Raw genomic sequence first — 16,312 nt, 5'->3', positions numbered from 1 at the left:
AACGGCTCTTGTCCGCGGATGAAACGACCGGGTGGGCGAGTCGCCCACCCGGTCGTTGTTCCTAGCTCTCGAGCCAATTCTCGATCGCTTCGGCGACATCCGCCGAGCCGTCCTCCAGGATCGTGATGTGGTCGGCCTGTACCGAGACAATGGTATGCGTCGAATCCCACGGCTTCGCCTGCCAGTTCACGTGATCCGGTGAGCTTCCCAGGAAGTTCTGGGCACACTGGATGAACAACGTCGGCGTGGCGACGGAGCCGGGCACCATCTCCTTCAGGAGCTGCACATACCGGCCCATGCCGGTCAGCCGGGCCTGGTCGAAGCGACCGAACGTGGCCTCCGCCGACACCATGTGTTCGAACATCGCCCGAAGCAGCCATTCGGCATCGTCGTTCACCTTGTAGGTGTCCACCATGACCACCGCGGCGGGCGCTGGGCCGCCGGCTGCTTCCAGGTGCTCGGTGACGAGGTAGGCCAACAGGCCGCCCGAGGAGTATCCGACCAGCACGAACGGATCTCCCTGCGCCGCCTCGAGAACGGAGCGCGCCACCGCTTCCGCGGCCGCCGTCGGCGTGGTCGGCAGTGGTTCTCCCGTCCGGCAACCGATCGGCGTCAGCGCCGAAACGTCACGGGCAGTGCGCAAGTGCGAGACGATCCTGGCGTACTGGTGTGCGCCTCCGGTGGCCAGGGGCGGAGCGAGGCAGATGATGCGTGGCAGGGTGGAGCCCGCGGCGAGCCGCGTGGGCACCGGCAGTCGATCCAGTTCGTGGGCCGACGAGAACTGCTCGCGCAACTCCGCCGCCGCCCGCAACAAAGCGAAACCCTTGTCGGCCTGGCCGGACGCTACCGCGCCACGGAACATCCCGTACAACGAATCGTCTTCGGCACCGGCCTCCGCACCCCTTCGGGAGTCGCCGGCGAGCTCCTTCCGCAGGTATCGGGCCAGCGCCGCCGGCGTCTTGTGATCGAAGATCGCGGCCGTCGGCAGTGTCAGACCGGTGGAAGCGTTGAGCGTGGTTCGCAACTCCATGGCAGCCAGGGAGTCGAATCCCGATTCGAGGAAGTCCCGCTCGGGGTCCAGCGCATCGGCGCTCTCGTGCCCCAGCAATCTGGCGGCGTTCTCGAGGATATGTGTCCGCAGCCACTGTTCCTGTTCGGCCTCCGAGAGCTGTGCCAGTCGCCTGCGAACCGCACCCGCATCCTGTGTTCCGGTGCTCTGCCGCCGCCCGGCCCGCTTGGCCAAGTCACGCAGCAGCGCGGGCACCGCGTCCCGAGCACGCAGTGCGGCCAGGTCGATTTCGACCGGTACGTGCACCGGACGGTCCGAAGTCGATGCCGCATCGAACAATTCGAGCGCCTTGTCCGCGGCCAGTGGCGGCAGACCCTGACGACGCATGCGCTGCCTGTCGGCCTGGCTGAGCCATTGCGAGAGTCCGGTCTCGATGTCCCACAGACCGTAGGCGAGCGAGGTGGCAGGCAAACCTTCCGCGTGCCGGTGGGTAGCGAGCGCGTCGAGGAACACGTTGGCCGCCGCGTAGCCACCCTGCCCCGCGGGCAGTATCGACCCTGCCGCCGAGGAGATCATCACGAAGGCGGACAGCCCGGCTTCGCGGGTGAGCTCGTGCAAGTACCAAGCGGCGTCGGCCTTGGCACCGAGGGAGTAGTCGATCTGTTCCGGCGTCAAGGTGTCGACCAGCCCGTTGTGCGCGACGCCCGCTACGTGGACGATCGCGCCCAGCGGATGCTCCGCGGGTACCGACGCCAGCAGTTCTCGCAGCGCATCACGGTTTCCGACATCGCAGGCCGCTACGCGAACCTCGGCCCCGAGAGCGTCGAGTTCCTCGATGAGATCCGCGGCGGCGTCTGGTCCACGTCGGCCGGCCAGCAGCAGGTGTCGCACACCGTGCTCGCGCACCAGGTGCTCGACGAGGTGGCGACCGATCCCGCCGGTGCCGCCGGTGATCAACACGGTCCGCTCGGAATCCCAGGGTGTCGGCCGCTCCGATCCGGGTGACGCGGCACGAACGAGCCGTGGCACCCGAGTCCCCTCGCCATGGACGTCCAATTCCGGCTCGCCCGTCAGCGCCGCCGCTACCAGGTGATCCGTCGTTGTCTCCGCGGGCGCCTCGATGAGCACGATCCGACCCGGGTTCTCCGCCTGCGCCGCGCGTACCAGACCCCACACCGCCGCCGCGGCCGGGTCGGCCGTGCTGTCGGTGATCACCGCCAAAGTACTTGCGGCATAGCGTTCTTCGCTGGAGAACTGCTGGATGACACCGAGCGTGCGATGCAAAGCCGTGCGCAACCGGACCGGCATCTCGGCGCCGTCGACCGGCGGTCGGAAGAGGAATACCGAGGCCGACTCGGCCGCGCCCCACTCGGCCCAGGGAACTCCCGCTGCGGATCGCAACTCCGGACCGGTCCGCCATGTGAGTTCGTAGAGTGCGTCGTGCGACCGGGGTGCGCCCGAGAGCAGTTCGCGGGACAGCGGGCGCAACGCCAGGGACTGTACGGAAAGCAGTGGCGCGCCACCGGACTCGGCCATTGCCAGGGTGACCGTCTCCTGATTCGGCACGGTCAACCGAACCCGCACCCGCCGGGCGCCGTCGGCGTGCAAACGCACCGAAGACCAAGCGAAGGGAACGAGGGTCGGCCGCTCTCCGTGCCCGTCCACGTCCTCCGGAAGGCCGACGGACAGCGCGTGCATGGCCGAATCGAGCAGCGCCGGATGTACGCCATAGCCTTGCGCTGAGGTCTGCTCGGGTAGCGCGACTTCAGCGAAGAGATCCTCGCCGCGCCGCCACAGGGCTACCAGTCCTTGGAAGGCAGGCCCGTAGTTGTACCCGTTGTCGGCGAGTTCGTCGTAAGCGCCATCCAACGTCACCTCCGTAACACCGGCCGGTGGCCACTGAACGAAGTCGTCCCAGTCTTCCGTCCTGCCGGTCTCCCCGCCCGGACCGACAGCGCCTGCCGCATGGCGGGTCCACGGGACCGACGGATCGTCGTCGTCCTTGCGCGAGTAGATGTCGAGCCGTCGGTGACCGGTCTCGTCACCCTCACCGACGATCACCTGGATCTGGACTCCGCCCTGCCCCTGGAACACCAGCGGCGCCAGCAGAGTCAGTTCCTCCAGTTCCGGGCAGTCGACCTGGTTTCCGGCGTGCAGGGCCAGTTCGACGAATCCGGTGCCGGGCAGCAGCACGGTCCCGAGTACGTCGTGATCGGCCAGCCAGGGATGGGTGGCCGCGGACAGACGACCGGTGAATCTGACGCCCCCGCTCTCCGGCTGCGCTACCCATGCGCCCAGCATGGGGTGTTCGGTGGACCGCAGGCCGAGCGCGTGCGCCTCTCCGGTGTGCAGTGGGCCCGTGGTCCAGAAGTGGCGGTGCTGGAAGCTGTATGTCGGAAGATCGATTCTCGCGGCACCGGCGCCGTCGTAGTAGCTCGACCAATCCACCGTCGAACCCGTGACGTGCAAACGAGCCAGCCCCGTCAGCAGGGTCGCGGGGTCCGCGTTGCCTCTTCTGGTCAGAGCGATCGTGATCGCGGTGTCGAGAGTTTGGGCGATCATCGGGGTCAGCACGGCGTCGGGGCCGACCTCGGCGAATCGGGACACGCCCAGACCCGCCATCGCGACGACCGCGTCGGCGAACCGCACGGTGTCGCGGACCTGGCCGACCCAATACGACGGAACGGTCATCTCATCGGTGATCCGCGCACCGGTCACCGTCGACACCAACGGAAGGTTGGGGCGGCCGAATGCCAAACCCTCGATCACCGAAGCGAATTCGGTGAGCATCGGCTCCATCAAGGCCGAATGGAAAGCGTGCGAAACCCGCAATCGGTGCGTGCGCCAACCACGTTCCACGCAGGTGTCGACAACGGCAGCGACCGCGTCCTCGACACCGGAAAGCACCACCGACGACGGACCATTCACCGCCGCGACCGACACCCCCTCGACACCGGCCAGCAACGGCAACACATCAACCTCGGAAGCACCAACAGCCACCATCGCACCACCAGACGGCAACGCCTGCATCAACCGGCCACGCGCAGCCACCAGCACACACGCATCCGACAGCGACAACACACCCGCCACATGCGCAGCAGCCACCTCACCGATCGAATGACCGGCCACCACATCGGCCCGCACACCCCAGGATTCGAGCAGCCGGAACAACGCTACCTCGAACGCGAACAACCCCGCTTGCGCGAACACCGTCCGATCGACCAGATCCTCGCTCGCCAACGCCTCGCCCAGTGAAAACGTCTGTTCCAAAAGCGGATCCAGTTCGGCGACGATCGCGTCGAAGTGCTCGGCGAACACCGGATACGCAGCACGTAGCTCGGTAGCCATACCGGCCCACTGCGCACCCTGACCCGAGAACACCACACCCGTCGAACCCGGCACCACGCGACCGGACACCACACCGGGAGCCTGCACTCCCGTGGCCAACGCCCGCACGCCAGCGAGCAGACCATCACGACCTTCGGCCACGACTACAGCCCGGTTTTCGAAGAGGCTCCGGGTGGACGCCAGCGAGAAACCGACATCGATCGGATTCCGTTCGCCCACATGCGATGCCAAACGGTCGGCCTGACCGGCAAGCGCCTCGACACTGCGTGCCGAAACCACCCACGGCAGCACGCCGCCGACCGGAACGGTCTCCTCCACCGGTATCGGAGCCAGGTCCGCGACCGGGGCTTGCTCGATGATGACGTGGGCGTTGGTCCCGCTGATACCGAACGAGGACACACCCGCACGACGCGGCCGATCCACCTCCGGCCACGCCACCGCCTCGGTCAGCAGGCGGATATGCCCCTCGGACCAATCGACTTTGGTGCTGGGCGCATCGACATGCAGCGTCTTCGGCAACAGTCCGTGGCGCATCGCCATGACCATCTTGATCACACCACCGACACCGGCAGCGGCTTGGGCATGACCGATATTCGACTTCAACGACCCGAGCCACAACGGCCGATCCGCGGCACGACCCTGCCCGTAGGTAGCCAAAAGGGCTTGAGCCTCGATGGGATCGCCCAACGTCGTACCGGTGCCGTGGGCTTCCACCACATCGACATCGATCGGAGAAACCCCCGCGTTCGCAAGCGCTTGGCGAATCACCCGACGCTGCGACGGACCGTTCGGCGCGGTCAAACCATTCGACGCACCATCCTGATTCACCGCCGAACCCGCGAGCACCGCAAGCACCTGATGACCGTTGCGACGCGCATCGGACAGCCGCTCCAGCACCAACATCCCGGCGCCCTCGGCCCAGCCGACACCGTCGGCCGCATCCGCGAAGGACTTGCACCGGCCATCCGGCGACAACCCGCGCTGCCTGCTGAACTCCACCAGCGTCTCCGGAGTCGCCATCACCGTCACGCCGCCGGCCAAGGCGAGATCGCACTCCCCCGACCGTAGCGACTGCGCCGCCAAATGCATTGTCACCAAGGACGACGAGCACGCCGTATCCACCGACACGGCCGGGCCCTCCAACCCGAGGGTGTAGGCGATGCGACCGGACACCAGGCTGCCTGCCGCGCTGTTGCCGGTCCCCTGGGCGTAGTCGTGGTACATGACGCCGGTGAAGACGCCGGTCGAACTGCCGCGCAGCACAGCAGGATCCACACCGGCGCGCTCCAACGCCTCCCACGTGGTTTCCAGCAGTTGCCGCTGCTGCGGATCCGTCATCACGGCTTCGTTGGGACCGATACCGAAGAATTCGGCGTCGAAATCCGCTGCCGTGTGCAGGAAGCCGCCTTCACGTGTGTAGGACTTACCCGCGCGGCCGGGTTCCGGATCGTAGATGCCGTCGAGGTCCCAGCCGCGGTCGACCGGGAACGTCGATACCGCGTCCCGGCCGGTGCGCACGAGTTCCCAGAGTTCCTCCGGGGATGTCACGCCGCCGGGGTAACGGCAGGCCATGCCGACCACGGCGATCGGGTCGCCGTCGACAGCCCGGACGGCGGTGACCTCGGCATCGCGGCTCGTCCCGGCGAACTCGTCGGCCAGATACCGCGCCAAAGCCTGCGGCGAGGGGTAGTCGAACACCAAGGTCGCGGGCAGCGCAAGACCGGTGGCGGCCTTCAACGCATTGCGGAATTCGACAGCGGTGATCGAATCGAAGCCCAGCTCGTTGAAGGCCCGGTCCGCTGCCACCGCGTTCGTGTTCTCATGGCCGAGGACGGTGGCGATCTGACCGCGAACGATCTCCAGTAGCACGTCGAAACGCTCGCTGTCGGGAGCGCTCGACAGCCGAGCACGCAACGCCGCGGACGCGCCGGAGGTTGCTCGGCGGCGCTGCGGGATCAGTGCGGAAAACAGTGCGGGCCTGTCTGATCCGGCAGAGCGCATGGCATCCAGATCCACTCGGGCGAGGACGAGGGCCGCCGTGTCTGTTCCTGTCGCGGCGTCGAACAGGGCCAGACCCTGGTCCGCCGACAACGGCAGCAGACCCGAGCGGGACATCCGGCGCCGGTCGACGTCGCCGAGTTCCGCGGCCATACCCCCGTCCGTGCTCCACAGGCCCCAGGCCAGTGACATCCCGGGCAGCCCGGATGCCCTGCGGTGCGCGGCCAGCGCGTCGAGGCAGGCGTTGGCCGCGGCGTAGTTGCCCTGGCCGGGGGCACCGAACACACCGGCGACCGAGCTGAACAGCACGAACGCCTTCAAAGGCAGGTCGGCGGTCAGCTCGTGCAGATGCAGCGCGGCGTCGACCTTCGGGGTCAGCACCGCGTCCATCCGCTCCGGACTCAGCGACGCGACAGCACCGTCGTCGAGCACACCGGCGAGGTGGAACACGCCCGCAAGCGGTTGTGCGGCGGGAATACTGGTCAGCACCTCGGCCAGGGCGGCGCGGTCTGCGGCATCGCACCCGACGAACTCGACCTCGGCACCGAGTTGCCGCAACGCTTCCCGTAGTTCGGGCGCACCGGGAGCGGATTCACCGCGCCTGCTGAGCAACAGCAGACGGCGCACGCCATGGGCGTTCACCAGGTGCCGGGCAAACAGCCCACCGAGGTAGCCGCCGGCGCCGGTGATCAGAACCGTGTCATCCGGATCGAAGGAACCGGTCGCCGCAGCGGCGGTCGAGACGACTCTCCCGAGCCGCGCTCGGTAAACCTGTCCATCACGTACCGCCACCTGTGGCTCTTCCGACGTCAGAATCCCGCCGAGCAGACCGCCGAACTCGGAATCGGTATCCACCAACACGATCCGGCCGACGCCCTCGGCTTGTGCCGAACGAACCAGGCCGCCGACAGCGGCACCAGCCAGATTCGAAATGTCCTCCCCGGCAACCGAAACCGCGCCACTGGTCCGAACCACCAGCACCGACTCACCGAACCGAGGCTCGGCGAACCAGGACTGCAACACCTGCAACACACCATGAGTAGCAGTACGAACGGTGGCGGGATCATTGCCCGCCGGGCAGTCCAGCACCACCACCTGCGGGACCTGCTCACCGACCTCACCGAGATCCGGCCAGGCGACCGCGGCAATGTCGCCCTCGGTCACCGAGAACGGCGCCCAGCTCACATCGAACACCGCAGTACGAGAAATCGCAGCGCCCGCGGTGAGCTGCGCGGGATCGATCGGCCGAGACGCCAGATGTCGCACCGTCGCCACCGCGGCACCGGTCGAATCCGCAAGATCCAGCGCCACCCCACGCTCACCGACACGAGTCAGCCGAACCCGCGACGCATCGGCCCCCGCCGCATGCACCGTCACACCCGACCACTCGAACGGCAACGCCAGCCCGGTCTCCTCCGACGCCGTGTCATCGGCAAAACGCAAGGCATGCAATGCCGCATCCAGCAACGCCGGATGCACGCCGAACCGCCCTGCCTCGCCGCGCGCCGCCTCGGGCAACTCGACCTCGGCATAGAGCCCGTCGGACCAACGCCAGACCGCCCGCAGCGACTGGAACACCGGACCGTAGTGATAGCCCTGCGCATCGAGAGAGTCGTAGAGGTCCTCGACCGGGACCGCGGTGGCGTCGGCGGGCGGCCACTGCGCCAGGTCCGCCGGTGCGCCGTCGGCTCCCGGCACGAGGACGCCTTCGGCATGCAGGGTCCACGACGCCATCGAATCGGCATCGTCGTCGGGGCGAGAGAAGATCCGCACCCCCCGACGCCCCGCGTCAGCACCGCCGATCACGACCTGGACCGCGACACCACCGGACTCCGGCAACACCAGCGGGGAACGCAGGATCAGCTCGTCCAGGCTCGAACAGCCCACCCGCTCACCGGCGTGCAGGGCGAGTTCGACCAGACCGGTGCCGGGGAACAACACAGTGTCCATGACCCGGTGGTCGGCCAACCAGGGCTGGGTCTGCACCGACAATCTGCCGCTGACGGCGACCACATCGGAATCCGGTTGCGACACCACCGCCGACACCAGCGGGTGACCGGTGGCGACGAGCCCCATCGACCGGGCGTCACCCTTGCCTGCGGAACCTTCGGGTATCCAATAGCGCCGGTGCTGGAAGGCATAAGTGGGCAAGTCGATCCGCCGTGCCCCCGTCCCGGCGTAGAAACCGGCCCAATTCACCTCGGCACCGGACACGAACAATCCGGCGATCCCGGCCAGCACGGCGGACGTGTCGGCGCGGTCACGACGCGCCAACGGCACCACGACAGCGGCCTCGTCATCGAGAGTCTGCGCGACCATCGGGGTCAACACCGCATCGGGGCCGACCTCGGCGAATCGGGACACACCCATGTCCGCCATCGTGGCGACCGTGTCGGCGAACCGGACCGTGTCCCGAACCTGGCCGACCCAATACGCCGGGTCGGTCATCTCATCCGTGACGCGCGCACCGGTCACCGTCGACACCAACGGGATACTCGGCCGAGACAACGCCAAACCCTCGACCACCGACGCGAACTCGGCCAGCATCGGCTCCATCAACGCCGAATGGAAAGCATGCGAAACCCGCAACCGATGCGTGCGCCAACCACGCTCCACACAAGTATCGACAACAGCGACGACCGCGTCCTCGACACCGGAAACCACCACCGACGACGGACCATTCACCGCCGCGATCGACACCCCCTCGACACCGGCCAGCAACGGCAACACATCAGCCTCGGAAGCACCAACAGCGACCATCGCCCCACCAGCAGGCAGGGCCTGCATCAAACGACCACGCGCCGCCACCAACACACACGCATCCTCGAGCGACAACACCCCCGCCACATGCGCAGCAGCCACCTCACCAATCGAATGACCAGCCACCACATCCGCACGCACACCCCACGACTCGAGCAGCCGGAACAACGCCACCTCGAACGCGAACAACCCCGCCTGCGCGAACACAGTCCGATCGATCGAATCATCGTCCGACAGCGCCACATTCAGCGAAATCGACTGCCCCAGCAACGGATCCAACTGCGCGACAATCGCATCGAAATGCTCGGCGAACACCGGATACACAGCACGCAACTCAGCCGCCATACCGGCCCACTGCGCACCCTGACCCGAGAACACCACACCAGTCGAACCCGCCACCACACGGCCGGACACCACACCCGGAATCGTTTCGCCGCGCCCGAGCGCCTGGATTCCGGCCCGCAGGACGTCGTCCTCGGGCGAGAACGCCACGGCCCGATACTCGAACAACACTCGTGAAGCGGCGAGCGAGAATCCGATGTCGATCGAATCATGGTCGCCGACGTGGGAGGCCAGCCGCCGGGCCTGCTCGGCCAGTGCCTCGCCGCTCCGCGCAGAGATCACCCACGGCGACACCCCGCCCGTCGGAGGAGTTTTGACCACCGGAGCCGGGTCCGCCGCGGGTGCCTGTTCGAGGATGAGGTGAGCGTTCGTGCCGCTGAGGCCGAACGAGGAGACGCCCGCACGACGCGGCCGATCCACCTCCGGCCAGGCCACCGCTTCGGTCAGCAGGCTGGCATGGCCCTCGGACCAATCAACTTTCGTGCTCGGCCTATCGACGTGCAGCGTCTTGGGCAGTACGCCGTGGCGCATCGCCATGACCATCTTGATCACACCACCGACACCGGCAGCCGCCTGAGCATGACCGATATTCGACTTCAACGACCCGAGCCACAACGGCCGATCCGCAGCACGACCCTGCCCGTAGGTAGCCAAAAGGGCTTGGGCTTCGATCGGATCGCCCAACATCGTGCCCGTGCCGTGCGCCTCGACCACGTCCACCTCGGTCGGCGACACACCAGCATTGGCCAATGCCTGACGGATCACCCGACGCTGCGACGGACCGTTCGGCGCGGAGAAACCATTCGACGCACCATCTTGATTCACCGCCGAGCCAGCGATCACCGCAAGCACCTGATGACCGTTGCGACGCGCGTCCGACAACCGCTCCAGCACCAACATCCCGGCGCCCTCGGACCAGCCGACACCATCGGCCGCATCCGCGAAGGACTTGCACCGGCCATCCGGCGACAACCCGCGCTGCCTGCTGAACTCGACGAGCATCTCCGGGGTGGACATCACCGCCACACCACCGGCCAATGCCAGATCACATTCGCCCGATCGCAGCGACTGCGCCGCCAAGTGCATAGCCACCAGCGACGACGAACACGCCGTATCCACCGACACCGCAGGCCCTTCCAAGCCCAGCGTGTAGGCGATGCGACCGGAGACCAGACTACCGGCGACGCTACTGCCGGTACCGGCGCCCATCGCGTAGTCGTGGTACATCACACCGGTGAACACCCCGGTCGAACTGCCGCGCAGCACAGCAGGATCCACACCGGCCCGCTCCAACGCCTCCCACGAAATCTCGAGCAACATCCGCTGCTGCGGATCCATCACCAAAGCCTCGTTGGGGCTGATCCCGAAGAAGTCGGCGTCGAAATCGGCTGCGGAGTAGAGGAATCCCCCCTGGCGGGTGTAGGTCTTGCCCGCCTTGCCGGGTTCCGGATCGTAGATGCCCTCGATATCCCAGCCACGATCGGCGGGCAGATCACCCGTGGTGTCCACGCCCTCGGCAACCAGGCGCCACAGATCTTCGGGCGAGGCGACGCCACCGGGGTAGCGGCAGCTCATCGCCACCACCGCGATCGGATCGTCACCGGCCACCCTGCTGGCAGTGACCGCGACATCCTGGCTGGTACCGGAGAGTTGGGAATCGATGAACTCGGCGACGATCTGCGGGTTCGGATAGTCGAAGACCAGTGTCGCGGGCAGTTGCAGACCCGTCGCGGCGTTCAGCTTGTTACGGAACTCCACCGCACTCAACGAATCGAAACCGAGCTGCTGGAAAGCCTGTTGCGGCTCGACAGCATCCACCGACGCATGCCCCAGCGTCGCGGCGGCCACCGATCGGACGAGATCGAGCAACGCACGCGCACGGTCCGCTTCCGACAAACCGGCCAGCTTTCGGGCGAAAGCCTGACCCGCTGCGCCTCGATTCGTGCGCCGAACGGGGTTCGGCACGAGCGCGCGGACCAGTGCCGGGATCAGCTCGCCCCGAGTCCGGAGCACTGCCGGGTCGACCCGCAACGCCACCAGTTGCGCGGTGTCGGTGGCGATCGCCGCATCGAACAGCGCCAGACCCTCGGCCTCGGAGATCGGCGGGAAGCCCTGCCGTCGCAGCAGATCGAATTCGGTCTCGGACAGCTCGACACCGAGCCCGGTCGATCGCGCCCACAATCCGTAGTCGATAGCGGTCGCGGGCAATCCCAGGCTGTGTCTGTGCGCGGCGAGCGCATCGAGGAAGACATTCGCCGCGGCGTAGTTCGCTTGACCGGCGGCCAGCACCAGCCCGCCCGCGGACGACAACAGCACGAACAACGACAGCGACGCATCACGCGTCAGCTCGTGCAGGTGCCATGCCGCATCGACCTTCGGCCCGAACACATAATCGACCCGCTCTGCCGTAATCGATTCGACCAGACCGTTGTCCGCTGTTCCGGCCGCGTGCACCACACCCACCAGCGGATGCTGGTCCGAAATACCATCCAGCAAGGCCGCCAGCGCCGACCGATCCGACACATCACACGCCGCGATGGTCACCTGCGCGCCCAGTTCGGTCAGCTCATCGCGCAGTTCTGCCGCTCCCGGAGCATCCGGGCCACGCCGAGACGTCAAAAGCAGCTGGCGCACACCATGTTCGGCCACCAGATGACGGGCGATCACCGCACCCAAACCACCCGTACCACCGGTCACCAGCACCGTACCCGGCTCGGACAACCGAAGGTTCGCGCCAGGCGCGTGGCGACTCAAGCGCGGCACGAGCAGGGTCGCACCGCGCAGCGCAGCCTCGGGTTCCAGCGCAGCGGTCGCGGCCACAGCGGCGATGGCGAGCGCGTCGCGATCCTCATCCTGAGCCAGGTCGAGAAGCTGGAATCGGCCTGGGTGTTCGGCCTGCGCGGCACGCAGCAGGCCCCACACCGGCGCTTGGCCAAGATCGACCTGCTCCGAGTCGGTAACGGCCACCGCACCTCTGGTCAGCACCACCAAACGGGAACCGGTGAAGCGCGGTTCGGCCAGCCAGCCGCGCAGAGTGTCGAGCACACCGATCGCGATCCGGCGGGCGGTCTCCGGCGGCGCACCGTCGTGAACGGGGATTTCCCACAACACGATTTCCGGAACAACCGGATCCTCGGCCGCGTCCAACTCGGTGATCAGCGCCGCGAGATCACCATTCAGTACCGCCACCCGGCCCGGCTCGATGCTCTCCACCGACGGCGCGGCAGCGACCCACTCCACGCCGAAGAGAGCGTCATCCACCCGATCCGACTGCAGGCGATCGGCCGACACGGGCCGAGAAACCAAGGCCCCCACTGACATCACCGGCGCGCCGTGCTCGTCGGCCAGCTGGAGCGCGAACCGGGTGCCCTCGACCACGATGCGAACCCGCACGGCGCTCGCACCCGCCGCATGCAGCACCACTCGGTTCCAGGTGAACGGCAAGGCCGGGAAGCCGTCGACGCCACCGCGAAGACCATGCACGATCCCGGCGTGCAGCGCCGCGTCGAACAATGCCGGATGGATGCCGAATTCCTTGCCGTCCTGCGGATCAGGCAGCGCGACCTCGGCGAACAACTCGTCACCGCGCCGCCATGCCGCCTGCAAGCCCTGGAAGTACGGTCCGTAGCCGTACCCGATATCGAGCAGCTCGTCGTAGACGCCGTCGATGTCCAAGGATTCGGCATCCACCGGCGGCCACGCGGCGAGATCGAAATCGGCCACCACCTCGTCGGGCGCGAGCACGCCTTCGGCGTGCAGCGACCACGGCCCCTCGGCGGTCTGCCGCGAATGCACACTCAACCGACGACGGCCGGACTCGTCGGCCGCGGTCACCACGACCTGGACCGAGACGCTGCCCTCCGCCGACATGGTCAACGGAGCCTGCAGGACCAACTCGTCGAGCACGGCACAACCGAGCACACCGCCGACGTAGCTCGCCAGCTCGACGAACCCGGTGCCCGGCAGCAATACGGTACCGAGCACGCTGTGGTCGGCCAGCCATTCGACGGAGTCCACGGTCCACCGACCGGTGAAGCTGACGCCGCCCGAATCCGGATGCGGCACCACCGCACCCAGCAGCGGATGCGTGACCAGATCCAGCCCGACCGAGCTGACGCCGCCCAGTTCGGCGCCCAGCCACGACATGCCCAGCGCCTCCATCGGATCCAGCCAGAAGCGCTGATGCTGGAAGGCGTAGGTGGGCAGGTCGACGCGCTGACCTCCGGCATGGAGAGCAGCCCAATTCACCTCGGCGCCAGACACGAACAATCCGGCGATCCCACCCAACACGGCGGACGCGTCGGAACGGTCACGACGCGCCAACGCCACCACGACAGCTGCCTCGTCGGCGAGAGTCTGGGCGACCATCGGGCTCAGGACCGCGTCCGGGCCGACCTCGGCGAACCGGGACACGCCCAGACCCGCCATCGCGACGACCGCGTCGGCGAACCGCACGGTGTCGCGGACCTGGCCGACCCAATACGCCGGATCGGTCATCTCATCGGTGATCCGCGCACCGGTCACCGTCGACACCAACGGGATACTCGGCCGACCGAAGGTCAAACCCTCGACCACCGTGGCGAACTCGGTGAGCATCGGTTCCATCAGAGCCGAATGGAAAGCATGCGAGACCCGCAATCGGTGCGTGCGCCAGCCACGCTCCACACAGACCTCGACAACAGCGACGACCGCGTCCTCGACACCGGAAAGCACCACCGACGACGGACCATTCACCGCCGCGACCGACACCCCATCGACCAGCAACGGCAGCACATCAGCCTCGGAAGCACCGACCGCGACCATCGCACCACCAGCAGGCAACGCCTGCATCAACCGACCACGCGCCGCCACCAGCACACACGCATCCTCGAGCGACAACACACCAGCCACATGCGCAGCAGCGACCTCACCGATCGAATGACCGGCCACCACATCCGCACGCACACCCCAGGATTCGAGCAACCGGAACAACGCCACCTCGAACGCGAACAACCCCGCTTGCGCGAACACCGTCCGATCGACCAGATCCTCGCTCGCCAACGCCTCGCCCAGTGAAAACGTCTGCCCCAAAAGCGGATCCAGTTCGACGACGATCGCGTCGAAGTGCTCGGCGAACACCGGATACGCAGCACGCAACTCAGCCGCCATACCGGCCCACTGCGCACCCTGACCCGAGAACACCACACCCGTCGAACCCGGAACCACACGGCCGGTCACCACACCAGAAGTGGTTTCGGAACGACTCAGCGCCCGCACACCCGCAAGCAGACCCGCACGGTCCTCCGCCAGAACAACCGCACGATGGTCGAACACCGCACGCGTGGACGCCAACGAGAAACCGACATCCACCGGATCCAGGTCGTGATCCGCGACATGAGACGCCAAGCGGACGGCCTGCGCGGCCAGCGCCTCGCTACTGCGCGCCGAGACCGCCCAAGGCAACAACCCATTCGTCGGCAAGGTCTCAGGCGCCGAGGCCTGGTCCACCGCTGGTTCGGCCACGGGTGCCTGCTCGATGATGACGTGCGCGTTCGTGCCGCTGATACCGAACGACGACACACCCGCGCGACGCGGCCGATCCACCTCCGGCCACGCCGTTGGTTCGGTCAACAACCGCACATGCCCCTCGGACCAATCCACCTTGGTGCTCGGCCGATCGACGTGCAGCGTCTTGGGCAGCACGCCGTGGCGTATCGCCATGACCATCTTGATCACACCACCGACACCGGCAGCCGCCTGAGCATGGCCGATATTGGACTTCAACGATCCGAGCCACAGGGGCCGATCCGCATGGCGCTCTTGCCCGTAAGTGGCCAGCAGTGCCTGAGCCTCGATCGGATCGCCCAACGTCGTACCCGTGCCGTGGGCTTCCACCACATCGACCTCGGCCGACGAAACTCCCGCGTTCGCCAAGGCCTGGCGAATCACCCGACGCTGCGACGGACCGTTCGGCGCGGTCAAACCATTCGACGCACCATCCTGATTCACCGCCGAACCGGTCAGCACTGCGAGCACCTGATGTCCATTGCGCTGGGCGTCGGACAACCGCTCCAACACCAGCATTCCCGCGCCCTCGGACCAGCCGACACCGTCGGCCGCATCCGCGAAGGACTTACACCGCCCGTCCGGCGACAAGCCCCGCTGCCGACTGAACTCCACCAGCGTCTCCGGGGTCGCCATCACCGCCACGCCACCGGCCAACGCCAGATCACACTCACCCGACCGCAGCGAGGCGGCAGCCGAATGCATGGCCACCAGCGACGACGAACACGCCGTATCCACCGTGACCGACGGCCCCTCCAAACCGAACACATACGAAACCCGGCCCGAGGCAATAGATCCCGTATTCGCGTTGGCCGGATAATCGTGATACATCATCCCGACCCACACACCGGTCCGGCTGCCCTTCAACGACCCCGGATCCACACCCGCCCGCTCGAACGCCTCCCATGAGGTCTCCAACAGCAGGAACTGCTGCGGATCCATCAGCGCGGCTTCATTGGGGCTGATGTTGAAGAACGCGGGGTCGAATTCGCCTGCGGTATGCAGGAATCCACCTTCGCGCGTATACGCGGAGTTCGGCGTCTCACCGGTCGCGTCATACAAGCGTTCGATGTCCCAGCCGCGATTCGCCGGAAACTCAGACGTCGCGTCGGTACCCGCCGAAACCAGGTTCCACAGCTCCTCCGGCGAACCCACCCCACCCGGATACCGGCACGCCATACCCACGATCGCGATCGGCTCACGAAGCGACGATTCGAGCTTGCGGTTGCGGGCACGCAACCGCTCGGTCTCCTTCAGCGAGACACGGAGGGCCTGAGCCAGCTTCTGAGTGTTGTCATCGGGCTTGGTCAT

Annotated in this window: 1 protein-coding gene; it reads right to left on the bottom strand. The window is 67.1% G+C overall.

Going from position 1 to position 16,312, the window contains the following annotated elements; all coding sequences use genetic code 11:
• Positions 1-61: 61 nt before the first annotated feature.
• Positions 62-16,312 (bottom strand): type I polyketide synthase, encoded by a 16,251-nt coding sequence (locus tag AB0H49_RS19320; protein ID WP_357253209.1) that lies wholly within the window; start codon positions 16,310-16,312, stop codon positions 62-64.

The organism is Nocardia sp. NPDC050713 (assembly GCF_040654315.1).
In the GTDB taxonomy this organism is placed as follows: Bacteria; Actinomycetota; Actinomycetes; order Mycobacteriales; family Mycobacteriaceae; genus Nocardia.
Note: the sequence above shows the minus strand (reverse complement) of the source record. Positions and strands in the feature narration are given on the sequence as shown.

Bases quoted from the DNA above. Each gene is read 5' to 3' on its own strand.
- AB0H49_RS19320 (WP_357253209.1), bottom strand. From the start codon at position 16,312: ATGACCAAGCCCGATGACAACACTCAGAAGCTGGCTCAGGCCCTCCGT.